At 55.3% G+C, this 18,173-nt stretch carries 19 protein-coding genes; 13 read left to right on the forward strand and 6 right to left on the reverse strand.

Annotated features, from left to right (window positions below):
* The first annotated feature begins 116 nt into the window (after positions 1-116).
* The 10 genes from potF (at position 117) to ACOTZC_RS00655 (ending at position 11,447) form a co-directional block, all read left to right on the forward strand.
* On the forward strand, positions 117-1,229 hold the full coding sequence (potF, locus tag ACOTZC_RS00610; protein ID WP_045354411.1) for a spermidine/putrescine ABC transporter substrate-binding protein PotF: 1,113 nt from the start codon (positions 117-119) through the stop codon (positions 1,227-1,229).
* A gap of 143 nt (positions 1,230-1,372) precedes the next feature.
* On the forward strand, positions 1,373-2,506 hold the full coding sequence (gene potG / locus ACOTZC_RS00615) for a putrescine ABC transporter ATP-binding subunit PotG (protein ID WP_023310932.1): 1,134 nt from the start codon (positions 1,373-1,375) through the stop codon (positions 2,504-2,506).
* A 10-nt stretch (positions 2,507-2,516) separates the two neighbouring features.
* Entirely contained in the window at positions 2,517-3,470 is a 954-nt protein-coding gene (gene potH / locus ACOTZC_RS00620) for a putrescine ABC transporter permease PotH (RefSeq protein ID WP_045354414.1), read from the forward strand.
* Positions 3,467-4,312, forward strand: a complete 846-nt coding sequence (gene potI / locus ACOTZC_RS00625; protein ID WP_023310934.1) for a putrescine ABC transporter permease PotI — start codon at positions 3,467-3,469, stop codon at positions 4,310-4,312. Before potH ends, potI begins: the two co-directional genes overlap by 4 nt.
* 65 nt (positions 4,313-4,377) lie before the next feature.
* A complete protein-coding gene (locus ACOTZC_RS00630; RefSeq protein ID WP_045403675.1) occupies positions 4,378-4,851 on the forward strand; it encodes a YbjO family protein in 474 nt (157 codons plus the stop codon).
* 40 nt (positions 4,852-4,891) lie between these two features.
* Positions 4,892-6,019: a 23S rRNA (uracil(747)-C(5))-methyltransferase RlmC gene (gene rlmC / locus ACOTZC_RS00635; RefSeq protein ID WP_248182518.1), complete on the forward strand. Its 1,128-nt coding sequence runs from the start codon at positions 4,892-4,894 to the stop codon at positions 6,017-6,019.
* A gap of 72 nt (positions 6,020-6,091) precedes the next feature.
* Positions 6,092-6,799 (forward strand): response regulator transcription factor, encoded by a 708-nt coding sequence (locus ACOTZC_RS00640; protein WP_023310937.1) that lies wholly within the window; start codon positions 6,092-6,094, stop codon positions 6,797-6,799.
* Complete coding sequence (locus ACOTZC_RS00645; RefSeq protein WP_252040627.1) at positions 6,783-8,252, forward strand: sensor histidine kinase; 1,470 nt, start codon at positions 6,783-6,785, stop codon at positions 8,250-8,252. The genes ACOTZC_RS00640 and ACOTZC_RS00645 overlap by 17 nt, the downstream gene beginning before the upstream one ends.
* Before the next feature lie 61 nt (positions 8,253-8,313).
* Positions 8,314-10,569: a hypothetical protein gene (locus ACOTZC_RS00650; RefSeq protein WP_052135642.1), complete on the forward strand. Its 2,256-nt coding sequence runs from the start codon at positions 8,314-8,316 to the stop codon at positions 10,567-10,569.
* Positions 10,566-11,447 (forward strand): formylglycine-generating enzyme family protein, encoded by an 882-nt coding sequence (locus tag ACOTZC_RS00655; RefSeq protein ID WP_421635541.1) that lies wholly within the window; start codon positions 10,566-10,568, stop codon positions 11,445-11,447. The genes ACOTZC_RS00650 and ACOTZC_RS00655 overlap by 4 nt, the downstream gene beginning before the upstream one ends.
* Before the next feature lie 58 nt (positions 11,448-11,505).
* Here ACOTZC_RS00655 and artJ read toward each other — a convergent pair whose 3' ends face one another.
* The 6 genes from artJ to ACOTZC_RS00685 form a co-directional block, all read right to left on the reverse strand.
* On the reverse strand, positions 11,506-12,237 hold the full coding sequence (gene artJ, locus ACOTZC_RS00660) for an arginine ABC transporter substrate-binding protein ArtJ (RefSeq protein WP_021240923.1): 732 nt from the start codon (positions 12,235-12,237) through the stop codon (positions 11,506-11,508).
* A 173-nt stretch (positions 12,238-12,410) separates the two neighbouring features.
* The gene (artM, locus tag ACOTZC_RS00665; RefSeq protein WP_023310940.1) at positions 12,411-13,079 is read right to left on the reverse strand and encodes an arginine ABC transporter permease ArtM; all 669 of its coding nucleotides are present in this window, start codon (positions 13,077-13,079) and stop codon (positions 12,411-12,413) included.
* Positions 13,079-13,795: an arginine ABC transporter permease ArtQ gene (gene artQ / locus ACOTZC_RS00670; RefSeq protein ID WP_025756069.1), complete on the reverse strand. Its 717-nt coding sequence runs from the start codon at positions 13,793-13,795 to the stop codon at positions 13,079-13,081. Before artQ ends, artM begins: the two co-directional genes overlap by 1 nt.
* A gap of 6 nt (positions 13,796-13,801) precedes the next feature.
* Positions 13,802-14,533, reverse strand: coding sequence for an arginine ABC transporter substrate-binding protein ArtI (artI, locus tag ACOTZC_RS00675; RefSeq protein WP_008500032.1), 732 nt, complete (start codon positions 14,531-14,533; stop codon positions 13,802-13,804).
* A 19-nt stretch (positions 14,534-14,552) separates the two neighbouring features.
* Complete coding sequence (artP, locus tag ACOTZC_RS00680; protein WP_023310942.1) at positions 14,553-15,281, reverse strand: arginine ABC transporter ATP-binding protein ArtP; 729 nt, start codon at positions 15,279-15,281, stop codon at positions 14,553-14,555.
* 226 nt (positions 15,282-15,507) lie between these two features.
* Positions 15,508-16,026, reverse strand: a complete 519-nt coding sequence (locus tag ACOTZC_RS00685; protein ID WP_023310943.1) for a lipoprotein — start codon at positions 16,024-16,026, stop codon at positions 15,508-15,510.
* A 97-nt stretch (positions 16,027-16,123) separates the two neighbouring features.
* Here ACOTZC_RS00685 and ACOTZC_RS00690 point away from each other — a divergent pair, with 97 nt between their 5' ends.
* The 3 genes from ACOTZC_RS00690 (at position 16,124) to ACOTZC_RS00700 (ending at position 18,157) form a co-directional block, all read left to right on the forward strand.
* Positions 16,124-16,447, forward strand: coding sequence for a heavy metal-binding domain-containing protein (locus tag ACOTZC_RS00690; RefSeq protein ID WP_023310944.1), 324 nt, complete (start codon positions 16,124-16,126; stop codon positions 16,445-16,447).
* Positions 16,444-17,274, forward strand: a complete 831-nt coding sequence (locus tag ACOTZC_RS00695; protein ID WP_047173328.1) for an N-acetylmuramoyl-L-alanine amidase — start codon at positions 16,444-16,446, stop codon at positions 17,272-17,274. The genes ACOTZC_RS00690 and ACOTZC_RS00695 overlap by 4 nt, the downstream gene beginning before the upstream one ends.
* A 259-nt stretch (positions 17,275-17,533) precedes the next feature.
* Positions 17,534-18,157, forward strand: coding sequence for a helix-turn-helix domain-containing protein (locus ACOTZC_RS00700; protein WP_045403662.1), 624 nt, complete (start codon positions 17,534-17,536; stop codon positions 18,155-18,157).
* Positions 18,158-18,173: the final 16 nt, after the last annotated feature.

The raw sequence follows: 18,173 nt of genomic DNA on the forward strand, positions 1-18,173 counted from the left end.
GTAAAGAGGTTTCTTTTTATTTTGGGCAGAGCGACAAACTATGCATGATTATTGCATATCTTCAGATTGCACAGTTTTAGTTCGTTTGTTAACGAGCTTTCAGAAGGAATAAAGATATGATCGCCTTGAATAAAAAATGGTTATCGGGTCTGGTTGCGGGTGCTCTGATGGCCGTCTCTGCCGGCTCGCTCGCTGCGGAACAAAAAACGCTGCACGTTTACAACTGGTCTGACTATATTGCGCCGGACACTGTGGCGAATTTTGAAAAAGAGACCGGCATTAAAGTGGTCTACGACGTATTCGATTCCAACGAAGTGCTGGAAGGAAAACTGATGGCGGGCAGCACCGGGTTTGATCTCGTGGTGCCTTCTGCAAGCTTCCTGGAGCGTCAGCTGACGGCAGGCGTCTTCCAGCCTCTGGACAAGAGCAAGTTACCGAACTGGAAAAACCTCGATCCGGAAGTGCTGAAGCTGGTGGCGAAGCATGACCCGGACAACAAATACGCGATGCCTTACCTGTGGGCGACCACCGGTATCGGCTACAACGTGGATAAAGTCAAAGCGGTGCTGGGCCCGGACGTCAAGCTGGACAGCTGGGACGTGGTGCTGAAGCCAGAAAACCTTGAGAAGCTGAAAAGCTGCGGCGTCTCCTTCCTCGATGCGCCGGAAGAGATTTTCGCGACCGTGCTGAACTACCTGGGCAAAGACCCGAACAGCAGTAAAGCCGATGATTACACCGGCCCGGCGACCGATCTGCTGCTGAAGCTGCGTCCAAACATTCGTTACTTCCACTCGTCTCAGTACATTAACGATCTGGCTAACGGCGACATCTGCGTCGCGATCGGCTGGGCTGGAGACGTGTGGCAGGCGGCTAACCGCGCGAAAGAGGCGAAAAACGGCGTGAACGTCTCTTACTTCATTCCGAAAGAGGGGGCGCTGGCCTTCTTTGACGTCTTCGCGATGCCGGCTGATGCGAAGAACAAGGACGAAGCGTATCAGTTCCTCAACTACCTGATGCGTCCTGAGGTGATCGCCCACATCAGTGACCACGTTTACTACGCGAACGGTAACAAGGCCTCCCTGCCGCTGGTGAGCGAAGAAATCCGTAATAACCCGGCTATCTATCCGCCAGCGGATGTGTTCGCCAAGCTCTTCACCCTGAAAGTTCAGGATCCAAAAATTGACCGCGTGCGTACCCGCGCGTGGACAAAGGTGAAAAGCGGTAAATAACGGCGTTGGGTATTGTTGCCCGGTGGCGCTATCGCTTACCGGGCCTTTACAACCCGTAGGCCGGGCAAGCGTTAGCGCCGCCCGGCGATGCGCACCCTGACGGTGCGTTTGCACCAGTACTGATCTATGCCGGAGAACACCCCGTGAATGACGCGATCCCCCGCCCGCAGGCGAAAGTCCGTAAAGCGCTGACCCCGCTTCTTGAAATTCGTAACCTCACCAAATCTTTCGATGGTCAGCATGCCGTGGATGACGTCAGCCTGACTATCTATAAAGGCGAAATTTTTGCCCTTCTGGGGGCTTCTGGCTGCGGTAAATCGACCCTGCTGCGTATGCTGGCCGGTTTTGAACAGCCCACCGCCGGGCAAATCATGCTCGATGGCGTGGACCTCTCCAGCGTGCCGCCGTATCAGCGCCCGATTAACATGATGTTCCAGTCCTACGCGCTGTTCCCGCACATGACGGTGGAGCAGAACATCGCCTTTGGCCTGAAGCAGGACAAGCTGCCGAAGGCCGAAATTAACGCGCGCGTGGCCGAAATGCTGAGTCTGGTGCACATGCAGGAGTTCGCGAAGCGCAAACCGCACCAGCTCTCCGGCGGCCAGCGCCAGCGCGTGGCCCTGGCCCGCAGTCTGGCAAAACGCCCGAAACTGCTGCTGCTCGATGAGCCGATGGGCGCGCTGGATAAAAAACTGCGCGACCGTATGCAGCTCGAAGTGGTGGATATCCTGGAGCGCGTGGGGGTGACCTGCGTGATGGTCACCCACGACCAGGAAGAGGCGATGACCATGGCCGGACGCATCGCGATCATGAACCGCGGGAAGTTCGTGCAGATCGGCGAGCCGGAAGAGATTTATGAGCACCCGACGACCCGCTACAGCGCGGAGTTTATCGGCTCGGTCAACGTTTTCGAAGGGCTGCTGAAAGATCGTCAGGAGGATGGCCTGGTCATCGAATCGCCGGGGCTGCAGCATCCGCTTAAGGTCGATCCTGACAACTCGGTGGTGGATAACGTGCCGGTCTACGTCGCGCTGCGTCCGGAGAAAATCATGCTCTGCGAGGATCCGCCTGCCGATGGCTATAACTTTGCCGTGGGCGAAGTGGTGCACATTGCCTATCTGGGAGACCTGTCCATCTACCACGTGCGGCTGAAAAGCGGGCAGATGCTCAGCGCGCAGCTACAGAACGAACATCGCTACCGCAAGGGGCAGCCGACCTGGGGTGACGAAGTGCGCCTGTGCTGGGACGCTGACAGTTGCGTCGTGCTGACGGTATAAGGAGCGGCAAATGAGTGCACTTGAACCTCCAGCCCGCGCAGAAAAGCCGGGCGGCCTTGCCCAGTGGCTGACGCGCATGCAGATGAAACACGGCCGCAAGCTGGTGATCGCCATGCCGTACGTGTGGCTGATCCTTCTGTTCCTGCTGCCGTTCCTGATTGTTTTCAAGATAAGCCTGGCGGAAATGGCGCGGGCGATCCCGCCCTATACCAACCTGCTGGACTGGGCCGACGGGCAGCTTACGCTGACGCTTAACCTCGGCAACTTCCTGCAGCTCACCGACGACCCGCTCTATTTCGAAGCCTATCTGCAGTCGCTGCAGGTGGCGGCGATCTCGACGCTCTGCTGTCTGGTGATGGGCTACCCGCTGGCGTGGGCGGTGGCGCACAGCAAACCGTCGACGCGTAACATCCTGCTGCTGCTGGTTATCCTGCCGTCGTGGACCTCGTTCCTGATCCGCGTTTATGCCTGGATGGGGATCCTGAAAAACAACGGCGTGCTGAATAACTTTCTCATGTGGCTTGGGGTTATCGATCAGCCGCTGACGATCCTGCACACCAACCTCGCGGTCTATATCGGCATTGTGTACGCCTATCTGCCGTTTATGGTGCTGCCGATCTATACGGCCCTGACGCGCATTGATTATTCGCTGGTGGAAGCGTCGCTCGATCTCGGCGCCCGCCCGTTAAAAACCTTCTTCAGCGTCATTGTCCCGCTGACCAAAGGCGGCATTATCGCCGGGTCAATGCTGGTCTTTATCCCGGCGGTCGGGGAGTTTGTGATCCCGGAACTGCTCGGCGGCCCGGACAGCATCATGATTGGCCGCGTGCTGTGGCAGGAGTTCTTCAATAACCGCGACTGGCCGGTGGCCTCGGCGGTGGCGATCGTGATGCTACTGCTGCTGATCGTGCCGATCATGTGGTTCCACAAGCATCAGCAGAAACAGATGGGAGATCACGGATGAACAACTTACCGGTAGTGCGCTCCCCGTGGCGAATAGCGATCCTGGTTATTGGCTTTACCTTCCTGTATGCGCCGATGCTGATGCTGGTGATCTACTCGTTCAACAGCTCTAAGCTGGTAACGGTCTGGGCGGGCTGGTCGACGCGCTGGTACAGCGAGCTGTTCCACGACGATGCGATGATGAGCGCGGTGGGGCTGAGCCTGACGATTGCCGCCCTGGCGGCGACAATGGCGTCGGTGCTGGGCACGATCGCCGCGCTGGTGATGGTGCGCTTCGGGCGTTTTCGCGGTTCAAACGGGTTCGCCTTTATGATCACCGCGCCGCTGGTTATGCCGGACGTGATCACCGGACTCGCGCTGCTGCTGCTGTTCGTGGCCCTGGCGCACGCCATCGGCTGGCCGGCGGATCGCGGCATGCTCACCATCTGGCTGGCGCACGTCACCTTCTGTACGGCCTACGTGGCGGTAGTGATCTCCTCGCGCCTGCGCGAGCTGGATCGCTCCATTGAAGAGGCGGCGATGGATCTTGGCGCGACGCCGCTGAAGGTCTTTTTCATCATTACCCTGCCGATGATTATGCCGGCGGTGATCTCCGGCTGGCTGCTGGCGTTTACGCTGTCGCTGGACGATCTGGTTATCGCCAGCTTTGTCTCCGGGCCGGGCGCGACGACGCTGCCGATGCTGGTCTTCTCCAGCGTGCGCATGGGGGTCAACCCGGAGATTAACGCTCTGGCTTCCATCATCCTCGGCGTGGTCGGAATTGTCGGATTTATCGCCTGGTATTTGATGGCGCGCGCGGAAAAGCAGCGCGTGCGCGATATCCAGCGTGCAAGACGCGGCTGAAGGATTTAAAATTTCCAGTGAAGTGCCGCGCATGACGCGGCACTGTTTTTCAGGGAAGTAAAACATTGGGATTATTAAAAAAATCACGTACTACGCACGCGCGTCCTAACGTACCTGCTCTGGTTCAGGTGGCGGCGCTCGCCATTATTATGATCCGCTGCCTGGACGTGCTGATGATCCTGAACACCCTGGGCGTGCGCGGCATCGGTGAATTCATTCACCGCAGCGTGCAGACGTGGAATCTGACGCTGGTCTTTTTGAGCAGCCTGGTGCTGGTGTTTATCGAGATCTACTGCGCGTTTTCGCTGGTCAAAGGGCGCAGCTGGGCGCGCTGGGTCTATCTGCTGACGCAAATTACCGCCGCCAGCTATCTGTGGGCCGCCTCTCTGGGATACGGCTACCCGGAGCTGTTCAGCATTGCCGGGGAATCCAAGCGCGAGATCCTGCGCGCGCTGTTTATGCAAAAACTTCCGGATATGCTGGTGCTCTGTCTACTCTTCGTTCCGGCCTCAAGCCGGCGGTTCTTCCGCCTGCAATAATGTGTATAATCGCAGCCCTCGTGATTCTTAAGGTTTTCATATGCAGTGCGCACTCTATGACGCCGGACGCTGCCGCTCCTGTCAGTGGATAGAACAGCCGGTTTCTCAACAACTCACCGCCAAAATGGCCGACCTGCAACAGCTGCTGGCAGCACACGCGGTGGGCGAGTGGTGCGCACCCGTCAGCGGCCCGGAGCTGGGCTTTCGTAATAAAGCCAAAATGGTGGTCAGCGGCAGCGTTGAAAAACCGCTGCTGGGGATGCTGCACCGCGACGGCACGCCGGAAGATTTAACCGACTGCCCGCTGTATCCCGCCTCGTTTGAGCCCGTCTTTGCCGCGCTGAAACCATTTATCGCGCGCGCGGGGTTAACGCCCTACAGCGTTGCCCGCAGGCGCGGCGAGCTGAAATACCTTCTGCTGACGGAAAGCCAACTCGACGGCGGCATGATGCTGCGCTTCGTGCTGCGTTCGGAAGCCAAGCTCGAGCAGCTGCGCGCGGCGCTGCCGTGGCTGCAGGAACAGCTGCCGCAGCTGAAGGTCATTACCGCAAATATTCAGCCGGTGCATATGGCGATCATGGAAGGGGAGAAAGAGATTTTCTTCACCGACCAGCACGCGCTGGCCGAAAACTTCAACGGCGTGCCGCTGTGGATCCGCCCGCAAAGCTTCTTCCAGACTAACCCAACCGTGGCTAGCAGCCTGTACGCCACCGCCCGCGACTGGGTACGTGCGTTAAACATCCATCATATGTGGGATCTCTTCTGCGGCGTGGGCGGCTTTGGCCTGCACTGCGCCACGCCCGAGATGCAGCTCACCGGAATAGAGATTTCTGCTGAAGCGATTGCCTGCGCGAAACAGTCTGCCGCCGGGCTGGGGTTAACGAATCTGCACTTCCAGGCGCTGGACTCCACGCAGTTTGCGACCGGCCAGGGCAACGTGCCGGAGCTGGTGCTGGTCAACCCGCCGCGCCGCGGCATCGGCAAGGCGCTGTGCGACTACCTGAGCCAGATGGCGCCCGAGTACATCGTCTATTCCAGCTGTAACGCCCAGACCATGGCGAAAGACATTGCTAGCCTGCCGGGCTACCGCATTGAACGCGTTCAGCTTTTCGATATGTTCCCGCATACCGCGCATTATGAAGTGTTGACGCTGCTCGTGAAATCTTAAACAAAATGTGAACTCTTCCCCCGCTCGAAATCAGGTAAGCTTACGTCATAAGAAATGATTGAAGGCTTACCCATGAAGCAGATCCTGCTGGTGGAAGACGACCATGATATCGCGGCGCTTCTGCGACTCAATTTAGAAGACGAAGGCTATGCCATCACCCACGAGCCCGACGGGGGCAAGGCCTTACTGCGTCTTGAAAAACAGCCGTGGGATGCGGTGATCCTCGACCTGATGCTGCCCAGCGTTGACGGTCTGGAGATTTGCCGCCGTATTCGTCAGATGACGCGCTACCTGCCGGTGATCATCATCAGCGCCCGCAGCAGCGAGACCGACCGCATTACCGGGCTGGAAACCGGCGCCGATGATTATCTGGCTAAGCCGTTCTCGGTGCAGGAACTCATTGCGCGCATCAAAGCGCTGTTCCGCCGCCAGCAGGCGATGGGGCAGGTGCAAACCGACGGTCAAATTCAGGCCCACGGTCTGACCATCGATCCGCTGGCGCGCAGCGTGCTGCTTCACGGCCAGGTGGTGGATCTCACTCCGCGTGAATTCGAGCTGCTCTACTTCTTTGCCCGTCATCCTGGCGAGGTCTTTTCTCGTCTGGCGCTGCTGGAGCAGGTCTGGGGCTATCAGCACGAAGGCTATGAGCATACCGTTAACACCCATATCAACCGCCTGCGCATCAAGATTGAGAAGGACGCCGCCGAGCCGGAGATTATTCGCACCGTCTGGGGCAAGGGCTATAAATTTGCGGAGCCAAATCATGATGCGCCGCTTTAGCCTGAGTCAGCGTCTGACGCTGCTGTTCATCCTGCTGATGATGCTCTGCGCCACCGTCGCCTGCGCGGTACAGCTCTACACCAGTACGCAGTACGGTAACGCGATGGTGCAGCGGCTGTCGGGCGGGCTGGCGCAGCAGATAGTCCAGCGTGAACCGATTCTGGACGCGCAGGGCAGGGTCGACCGAAGGGCTCTCAAGCCGCTGTTCGATCGGCTGATGACCTTTAATCCGAGCGTTGAGCTGTATGTTGTCTCCCCGGACGGCGATATCCTGGCCGATGCCGCACCGCCGGGCCACATTCAGCGACAAAAAATCGATCTGGCCCCGGTTCAGACCTTCCTGAGCGGTACCGCCATACCGATCCTGGGCGACGATCCTCGCAGTCAAAATAAAAAGGTCTTTAGCGCCACGCCGCTACGGCAGGACGGCGAGCTTAAGGGCTACCTGTACATTATTTTGCAGGGCGAGGAGTCAAACGCCCTGGCGGAAATGGCCTGGCATAAGGCGCTGTGGAGCACGGTGCTGTGGTCATTGTTGTGGGTTGCGTTGTTTGGCCTGCTGGCAGGTTTACTGGTCTGGTACTGGGTCACGCGCCCGGTAAAACAGCTGACGGTGGAGCTCGCCGGGCTGGAGCAGGACAGCATCAGCGCTATCAGACAGCTGGCGGCGCAGCCATCGGACGCGGCTGCAAAGGATGAAGTGGCGATCCTGCGCAACAGCTTTATCGAGCTGGCGCGCAAAATTACCCGCCAGTGGGACCAGCTGGCCGACAGCGATCGCCAGCGCCGGGAGTTTATCGCTAACATTTCGCACGATCTCCGTACGCCGCTGACCTCGCTGCTGGGCTATCTGGAAACCCTGTCGCTAAAAGCCGCCACGCTGACGCCGCAGGAGCACCAGCAGTATCTCGCCACCGCGCTGCGTCAGGGACAAAAAGTCCGTCATCTTTCGCAGCAGCTGTTCGAGCTGGCGCGCCTTGAGCACGGCGGCATTAAGCCGCAGCGCGAGCGTTTCGCGATGGGGGAGCTGATTTCCGACGTGGCGCAGAAGTTTGAGCTCACCGCCCGCACACGAGAAGTGAATCTGCATATTGACGTGCCGGGACCGCTGCCGCTGATTAACGCCGACGTGTCGATGATCGAACGCGTGGTGACCAACCTGCTCGATAACGCGATGCGCCATACGCCATCTGGTGGGGAAATTCGTCTGGCGGTCTGGCAGGAGAATGAACGGCTTCAGGTCGAAGTGGCTGACAGCGGAACGGGCGTGGACTCCTCGCTGCGCGACGATCTGTTCCAGCGGCCGTCGGCATTGAATACCCAGGCATCGCGGGAGAATCGCGGCGGGTTGGGGCTGTTAATCGTTAAACGTATGCTGGAGCTGCACGGCGGCGGAATAAAGCTGATGGAGGCACAAAAGGGAGCGATTTTTCGTTTTTATGTACCGCTTTGAGATGGTGTTCGTTGGAAGTATGATAGAGGAGAATAACCGCTCAAACTAAAAGGATTTAGTGATGACTGTAAAAGTCATACCCTGGGATGGATGCTACAGCGTGATGACACGCCCAGGCGGGGTCTGCAAAGAAGTCGTTGTCCCCTCTTATCCCCGTCTTTATTTTCATCCCGACAGTGAAACCCTTTTGGCAGTTGACCAATGCGACTGGAACGAACTTGAGCAGGAAAGTAACCGACTCACTCACTGCCTGGCGCAGAGAGCGGATGCGTTACAGCGTATTGAGCAACTCCAGAAAGACGTCACTACTCTGGGCTGGGTCGATGTACCAGAGCGTAATCGCTTTCAGAATCTGTTGAAGGATGAGTATCGACATCTTGATGAAGCCTGTCAGACCTTACGGGCCGAACTTGCAGCATTGACCCCTACAGAAAACCTCCCTGCCGCAACATTACTGGATGAAAATAGCAAAAAGAACGCACTTGGGCTGATGGAACTTATAGACGTAATGGGTGGGAAAAACGGAACCAAATATGTCTACGTCCGCTCAAATAAAATTCGTAGCCACTGGCGCCGATACAGATTGAACAGCGCGGAAAAGAAAAGCGGCGGTAAGAGCTTTTTAAGGGCGGTTGAATATACCGACAAAGATGGCCAGAACCATACCCGCCATGAAATCGACCCGGAAAAGCTAAAAGGACAACTAGCAAAACTGAAGCCGTCAATGAAAGCGTGGGAAGTGAAACTGCTCGATGATAACTCTGGCGTCTGGAGCGTATGGGCACAAGAATTTAACCGAAGCCTGAAACATTCACCTTATGAAGGTTCTGGCATGGCATTTGATGCACAGGCTCAGCTATTACGTTGGGCGTATGGCGCGAGCATGAAGGGGTTATTGAATCCGTTCGAAATTGATATCCGCACCGGACAATACAAGCCAAAAGCAGAGCTGCACGGTAAGACCAGCTTTTACGCCAACCTTGCGCTTGCAGAGGCAAAAAGCAGCGGCAGGCTTCACCTTCCGGGTAATGTCGGCGTAAAAATTTGCTATCCGTTAGATCCGGCGAAAATTCCCGGTGGAGGAATGGGGATACTCGGTACATTCCGTTTTGATATTGAGCTGACATTGTCGGGGAGCGTTGGGGCAAGTCTGGGTATAGAGGCGGGGGTCAATATTACTGGCGATCGGGCAAAAGGGTTGCCTGTAAAAGCTATGCCGGATGAGGGTTACGGATTTTGGCGGCAGATAGACGTTACTAAAGAAGGGCATATGCCCTTAGGCGGTGGGGCGGAGCTAGGCGTATTTGTCGGGGCAGAAGCCGGGGCGAATGTGTCTGGTGCACTGGTCTGGCTCAATCCTGATCACGACGAAAAATACAGTACGTTGGCGAAGGTTGGGGTGGGGGTGGCTGCTCAGGCTGGTGGCGGTCTTAGCGGGCAGCTTAAGTTCAGATGGCAAGATGGTAAGGTGCGTATAGAGGTTGGCGGCGGGTTGTGCTGGGGGACGGGGGGGAAAGGCTCGATGAGCTTTGAGGTTGACGGTCCCGCAATCATGTCTGAGTTTATGCCCTGCCTGACCTATATGCTGCGAAATGCGGATTATATCCGGCTGATGCAGATTATGATGGCGGACGATTATTATGCTTTCTGCGCCATTCCGTTACTAGTGGGGATGTATGGGATCAATCGTGTGATTGATGCTGGGGGAAATATAGCCGCTGAACTTAAAAAAAGTTGGGATAAAAAAGAATCCCGCGTGGCGCTGATGACTAACATACTGAATACAAAAGGAGATTGTTTAAAGTTTACTCCGCCGGAGAGCAAAGGCGCAGCCATTGCTGCACTGATTGATACAAACCTTTGGGATAATGTCGCCAGTCCAGTGAGTCATGAAGAGACGACCTGTGAGGGCGGAGCTGTTTTTAGCGCTCGTAAACGAGCCATTATTTATGCTCTTCGCTGGGTACAGTCGCAGCGAGAATATGAAAATGTAATGCAGCATCTTTCAAAAATGCCTGGAGAGGAAAAAAGTAACTGGCGTATTAATGAACAAAGGGTCATTGCTTTTCTGGCACAAGGTGAGACACCCAAAACCTATGGTTTTGCTGGTTCGTTGGTCCCCGCAGCGCGGAACATCACGATTGAACCCAGCCATTATGCCGATAATCTGAGAAACCTTTACCTCCACCTGCCAGAAGCCCCCGCTATCCCTCCAGGGCACATCAATATGTCTACCTTACCATTAAGAGAAGTGCTGCCGACGTATCTCCATAGCTGTACGCGGCTGATTTACTCCATGCATGGAGATACAGCATGACGTATACAGGCTATGGTGTGACAGGATTACTGATTACTCTGGTGCTGACTGGCTGCCGGGATGATCAAAAAATGAAGACTGAGCAGACAGATCTGATTAACAGGGCGCTGGAAAATATGGTCACAGTGAAAGGTGGCCGTTTTCAGATGGGTGATTTTGGTGCTCTCATTGGTGAGAAACTGCCGTTCAGTGCAGATGCTGACAATAAACCGCTTCACTGGGTGACATTGTCTGATTTCCGTATCAGTAAGTACCGGGTGACGTGGGGAGAATTTAACCGCTGGCTGGAGATCCAGGGGCGGGAGCCGAACGATTATTTTCGGAAGACGGCCAATGATAGCGATTCAGATTATGCCTCACTGAAAATTGCGCTTGGCTATAATTATCCAGCATCGGCTAACTGGCAGGATGCGCAGGCCTACTGCCGGTGGCTGGGTCAAGTCAGCAAGCGTCACACCGACCTGCCAACGGAAGCGCAGTGGGAGTACGCAGCACGCAGCCGAGGTCAGTTCCTGATTTTTGGCAACAGTGATAACTGGTATCACTACGAAAATGACATCAAACGTAACATCGCCCCCTCTACGGAAAACCGTCCGGTAGGAAATTATGCCCCGAATCCGCTCGGTTTATATGATATTCAGGGAAATGGGGCTGACTGGGTCAAAGATTGGTATGCGGCGGATTATTACAGTCATTCTCCTGAGCAAGATCCTCAGGGGCCAGAGAAAGGTGATAAACGGGTTATCCGGGGACTACCCAGAGATGCCGGAGAGGGTTACACCATTACCAGAGGAAGTATGAGACCTGAAACCGTTCAGGGGCCTCCCTCGCGCTCAATAGGTTTTCGCTGTGTTGAAAACAGCCTGTTAGCGAATTAAAAAGGCTACGCCTCTGGCATAGCCTTTTATAGGTGATTGTTAACTCAGCATTCTGAGATTACTGCGGGAACCACTGCTCGCTGATTTTCTGATACGTACCGTCCGCTTTAATCGCTTTCAGCGCGCCGTTCAGTTTTTCCAGCAGGGCCTTGTTATCCGGACGTACCGCGATGCCCAGACCCGTACCGAAGTACTGCGGATCGGTCACTTTCTCGGTTGCGGTGCCCAGCTGCGGATTGGTTTTCAGCCATTCGTTCACCACGGCGGTATCGCCGAACACGCCGTCGATGCGGCCATTTTTCAGGTCGATAATCGCGTTCTGATAGCTGTCATAGGCTACGGTTTTCACTTCCGGATGCTTGTCCTGGAGGTATTTCTGGTGAGTGGTGCCGTTTTCCATCCCGATGCGTTTGCCTTTCAGCTGATCGAAAGAGGTATAGGCGCCTTTCTTCGCAATCACGACCGCCGAGTTGGCGTAGTACGGGTCGGTGAACGCAACCTGCTTGCTGCGCTCAGGCGTGATGTCCATCCCGGAGATCACCGCGTCGTATTTTTTGAATTTCAGCGACGGGATCAGGCTGTCGAAGGCATGGTTGGTAAAGGTGCAGTCGGCCTGCATTTGTTTGCACAGCGCTTTCGCCAGATCGATATCGAAACCCACGATCTGGTTGCTGGCATCCAGCGATTCAAACGGCGGATAGGTGGCGGACACGCCAAAATTGATTTTATCAGCTGCGGATGCGCCAGCGGCGAAGGTGGCGAGTAATGCGGCCAGAACTAACTTTTTCATTGTAATGCTCCCGTCTGTCTTATTTATGCGCCGTGTCTGCGGCATGGATGTACAATGCCATTTAATGAATTTATATGCAATAAAAATGATTAAGTATTATTTATGTGGTAAAAAAAAGCGGATAACCCATCAGGTTACCCGCTTCATGCATACAGTTTTATGCACTCGCGTAGTTAATTTCTGCGCTCAAATGCCAGCGCTTTACGCTCGATCAGGCGCATCATCAGCGTCAACAGGCCATTAACCACCAGATAGACCACGCCTGCCGCACCGAACACCATCACGTCATAGGTGCGTCCATACAGCAGCTGTCCGTGACCCATTACCTCCATCAGGGTGATGGTGTAGGCCAGAGAGGTACTCTTGAACACCAGCACCACTTCGTTGGAGTAGGAGGAGAGCGCGCGCTTAAAGGCGTACGGCAGCAGGATCGCCAGCGTGTCTTTCTTGCTCATGCCCAGCGCCCCGCAGGACTGCCACTGGCCTTCCGGGATGGCGCGGATCGCTCCGTAGAACAGCTGGGTGGTATAGGCCGCGCTGTTCAGCGAAAGGGCAATCAGGGCACACAGCCACGGCTCAGAGAGCAGATGCCAGATAACCGGATATTCCTGCAGCGACGGGAACTGGCCCGGGCCGTAGTAAATCAGGAAGATCTGCACCAGCAGAGGCGTACCGGTAAACAGGGTGATGTAACCGCGCACAATCCACACCAGCACCGGCGTTTTCAGCGTCAGGATGATGGTGAAGATAAGGGCCAGGATCAGCGCCACGATAATGGACGCCACGGTCAGCGTCAGGCTGGTGTGCAGCCCTTTCATTAGCTCGGGGAAATATTCAAGCATCAGCCTGGTCTCCGTTCAAAGCGCGTCGCACGCAGGTCAATACGCTTGAGGATGTACTGACTGAGCAACGTGATTACCAGGTAGATAGCCGCCGCCACAATGTACCAGGTAAAAGGCTCCTGGGTACGGGTGGCGATGCTTTTGGTTTGCAGCATCAAATCGTTAACGCTGATCAGGCTCACCAGCGCGGTATCTTTCAGCAGCACCAGCCACTGGTTGCCGAGGCCCGGCAGGGCATGACGCCACATCTGCGGCATCACCAGACGGAAGAAGATGGCGGATTTTGACAACCCTAACGCCTGACCCGACTCCCACTGTCCCTGCGGCACGGCCTTCAGCGCACCGCGCAGGGTTTGCGACGCGTACGCGGAGTAGAGCAGGGAGAGGGCAATCACGCCGCACAGGAACGGGCTGACGTCGAAGTTTTCAATCTGCATCTGCACCGGGATCTGCGCAAAGCCGAGATTAAGGGTGAAGCCGTCCGACAGCGTGAGCAGCAGCTGTGAGGAACCGAAATAGATAAACAGGACCACCAGAATTTCCGGTAGCCCACGCAGCACGGTGACCAGCGCGGAGCCTGTCCAGGCGACGGGGAACCATTTCGCGGATTCCCACACCGCAAAGAACATCGCCAGCACGAGGCCGATAATCAGTGCGCAAACGGCAAGGCCGACGGTCATCCCGGCGGCGCTTGCTAAAGGAAAAATTTCATTCATCAGGAATTACTTCTGGAACCATTTTTTGTAGATGGTTTCGTAGGTGCCGTCTTTCTTCACTTTTTCCAGCGCAGCGTTGAATTTCTGCTGCAGCTCAGTGTTGCCCTGACGAACGGCAATTCCCAGACCGGTACCGAAGTAATCCTTATCGGTCACTTTGTCGCCCACTGGCGCCAGCTTGTCGTTGGCTTTCAGCCACTCGGTAACAACCGCGGTATCACCAAATACGCCGTCGATACGGCCATTTTGCAGATCCAGCTTCGCGTTCTGGTAGCTGTCATACGGAACGGTGGTGATTTCCGGATGTTTATCCATGATGAATTTCTGGTGCGTGGTGCCGTTCTGCACGCCAACTTTTTTGCCTTTCAGCTGATCGACAGAGGTGAATTTACCTTTCTGACCAATGAACAGAGCGGAGTTGTCGTAGTAAGGGGTGGTGAACAGCACCTGCTTTTCACGCTCCGGGGTGATGTCCATACCGGCCATCACGGCGTCGATACGGCGGAACTTCAGGCTTGGGATCAGGCTGTCGAACGCCTGGTTGCTGAAGGTACAGGTCGCGTCGATCTCTTTACACAGGGCGTTAGCCAGGTCCACGTCGAAGCCAACAATTTTGTTGTTCGCATCAATCGACTCAAACGGAGGGTAAGAGGCTTCCGTGGCGAAACGAATGGTCTGGGCTGCGGTAGCAGAAAGGGTAACGCCAGCAAGCAGCACGGCAAGTAATACTTTTTTCATTATATTTCCCCTGACACAATCAATGAGATAAATAGTTTTTGAAGGCATCGGTTTGCGGGTTCGCGAAGCAGCTCGCATCACCTTGCTCAACGATATACCCGTTTTCCATGTAGACCACACGGCTGGCGGTTTTACGCGCCACTTCCACTTCGTGGGTGACGATAACCTGCGTAATATTGGTTTCCGCCAGCTCGCGAATGATGCTGACGATCTGGGCGGTAATTTCCGGGTCCAGCGCCGCGGTTGGCTCATCAAACAGCAGTACCGCAGGCTCCATCATCAGCGCGCGGGCAATGGCTACGCGCTGCTGCTGACCACCGGAAAGGTGCAGCGGGTAGCGGTCGCTGTAAGGCTTAAGGCGCAGACGATCCAGCAGCTTTTCAGCGCGCGCGATCGCCTGATCCTTACTTAATCCCAGCACGCGGCACGGCGCTTCAATCAGGTTTTGCAGGACGGTCAGATGCGGCCAGAGATTGTATTGCTGGAAGACCATGCCGACGTTTTGACGCAGTTCGCGAATCGCTTTATCAGACGGCGTTTTCGCGAAATCAAAATGGTTACCGGCAATTGCCAGCGTACCTGAACGGGGCATTTCAAGCAGATTAAGGACGCGCAGAAGGGAGCTTTTGCCTGCACCGCTTGGGCCAAGCAAAACCAGCGTTTCGCCTTCCGGGCAGTTCAGCGTGATGTCAAACAGCGCCTGGTGTGCGCCGTAGAAGCAGTTAATGCCGTTTAGTTTAATACTCATCGGGGCAGTCTTTACTCATCCAGGCAATCTATAGCAATTGAGGCCGCAGATAGTACCGTTGACAGAATAGTTATGCAATATTTATGCGTTAAAAGTTAAATATAACCCGCGTTTCCTCTTAAACATAGCACAAAATAGCGAACGGTAAGGTCGGCGAGTATAAATGTCGGCATTCCGCATGAAATGCCGCACATTTTACGGGGGTTACCAGGTTATATCGGCGGGTTTAGCGATTCTCAATCGACTGGCGAAGCGTGCCTGCCGGGGCATGAACGCTGCCGCCAACGTAGCGCACGTCGTCTACCGCCCAGCACTGTCCTTCACGGATCATCAGCACTTCATCCTGCCAGGTTTGGGTTCCCTGCGTCAGCTTCACGCGCAGCGGAATATTGCGGGCATCGGTGTTCGGGATGGTTGACGCGCTGGCTACTTCGGCGCTGTCCGGCAGCGTGGTACGGCTGGAGAACGGATCGGATTTCAGCAGCGCGTTGTGCTGCGGATCGCGGGTGGCGTCATTAAGCAATTTAGCCAGACCGTCGCTCAGATACGGGCGCAGGCCGGTGAGATCGTTGCTGCGGTGCTGGATGCGATAATCATAGAACTGCTGCGCCACGGCGTCCGGGCCGCCCTCAATGCAGGGGCCGCTGCGGGTACCGATATCCTTAAAGGCTGGCGTGACCGTGGTGGTACAGGCGCTGAGCACCAGCGCGCAGGGCACCAAAAGTGTTAAAGCAGAATAGCGCATGTTGATTTCCTTATTTATTAACTATCCTTTCAATCATAGCGTAACGAACCGATAATGCTGTGCCTAAGGCATTGAACGCTAAAGAAGGAGAGAAACCATGCAGTTTTCAACAACGCCAACCCTGGAAGGGCAGACCATCACCGAGTACTGCGGCGTGGTCACCGGTGAAGCGATTCTCGGTGCCAATATCTTCCGCGACTTTTTTGCCGGTATCCGCGATATCGTTGGCGGCCGCTCGGGCGCATATGAAAAAGAGCTGCGCAAAGCGCGTGAAATCGCCTTTAAAGAGCTCGGCGAGCAGGCGGAAGCCCTCGGCGCGGACGCGGTCGTAGGGATTGATATCGACTACGAAACGGTCGGAAAAGATGCCAGCATGCTGATGGTGAGCGTAAGCGGTACGGCGGTGAAAACCCTCCGATGACGCGTTCGCTTGCCACGCTCCTGCTGGCTCTGCTGCTGGCAGGATGCGTCACGGAAAAAGGGATCGTTGATAAAGGCGCCTACGAGCTGGACACGCGCCATCAGGCGCAGGCGGCTTACCCGCGCATCAAGGTGCTGGTGATCCACTACACCGCGGATGACTTTGACAGCTCGCTGGCCACGCTGACGGATAAGAACGTCAGCTCTCACTATTTGATCCCGGCTAAACCCCCTGCTCCGGACGGTAAGCCGCGCATCTGGCAGCTGGTGCCCGAAAGCGAACTGGCCTGGCATGCGGGCATCAGCTTCTGGCGCGGCACCAACCGCATCAATGATACGTCGGTCGGCATTGAACTGGAGAACCGTGGCTGGAAAAAAACGTCGGGCGTTAAGCACTTTACCCCTTTTGAGCCAGCGCAGATTGCGGCGTTGGTGCCGCTCGCCAGAGACATTATTACCCGCTACAACATCAGACCTGAAAACGTGGTGGCCCATTCGGACATCGCCCCGCAGCGCAAAGACGATCCCGGCCCGCAGTTCCCCTGGCGTCAGCTGGCGCTGCAGGGGATTGGCGCATGGCCTGACCCGGTGCGGGTGGCGTTTTACCTGAACGGCAAGCCGCGAGATGAGCTTGTGGAGCCGAAGGTGCTGCTCGATCTGCTGGCGCGCTACGGCTATGAGGTGACCGACAACATGACGAACGCACAGCAGAAGCGCGTGATCGTCGCGTTTCAGATGCATTTTCGCCCGGCGCGCTGGGACGGCGTGGCCGATCGCGAAACGCTGGCTATCGCGGAGGCGCTGTTAGAGCGCTACGGGCAGGGGTAATCCCTCGGGTTACCCGACTCCACCTTTACACGGTCTTCTTTTGGACTGATTTTTTAATCACATTCACCGCGTTGATGTTTTATAGTTTCCTCAGTCGAAATTACTCGCAAACGTGTTTGACAATATATCAGCACGACAAATAAGAAATACTGATACGCTAACGTCTTAGCGTTACTTACATTTGTTAAATGGAATTCGCATTTATGCGCTGTGATTGCACTCGTTCACCTTTTCCAACTTAATATTAATAGGTCTAACTATGTTAAGTATCTACAGTAAAAATAGCCGTCCAAAAGATGAACTCGACGCCATTATTGCGGTAACTGAAGGTTTTGAAGAAAGAACCTTACGAAAATGGCAGCGTATTAGTACAGAGAGTAACGAAGATATTCATTTTATCATTAGCGGTGAGGTTGAATTCCGCCGCGAGTCGGATGAACTTTGTATGTTTACCTTACAGAATAAATGTATTTTCGGTCTCTCCTCTATTTATTACAATTCAACGCATATGTACGGTCTGGTACGTGCAAATACCGTGGTGCGCACCATTAAAAAAGATGATTTTGTCCGTCTGATGAGCGAAAAAAACCTGTGGGAAGCCTTGAGTAAAGTCCTTTCCTGGTATATTTGCCTGCTCAGCAAGCGTGACGAAGTGTTGGTCGCCCGCAGCGCGTACTCGATTGTTCGCGAGTTCTTGCTGGAAATTAACGAACTGATGGTGCACCATCAGCGCGATATCAATATTTACGACTATATTCAGGAATACACCAGCCTGGCCCGCAGTACCATTATTAAAATCCTCGCTGACCTGAAAAAAGGTAATTACATTCAGGTTGATAAAGGCCGTCTTATGTATTTGTCGGCGCTGCCGGAAAAATATTAATCTCCTTTCATCCCCT

The organism is Enterobacter cloacae complex sp. SHL009 (assembly GCF_049237205.1).
In the GTDB taxonomy this organism is placed as follows: Bacteria; Pseudomonadota; Gammaproteobacteria; order Enterobacterales; family Enterobacteriaceae; genus Enterobacter; species Enterobacter cloacae_M.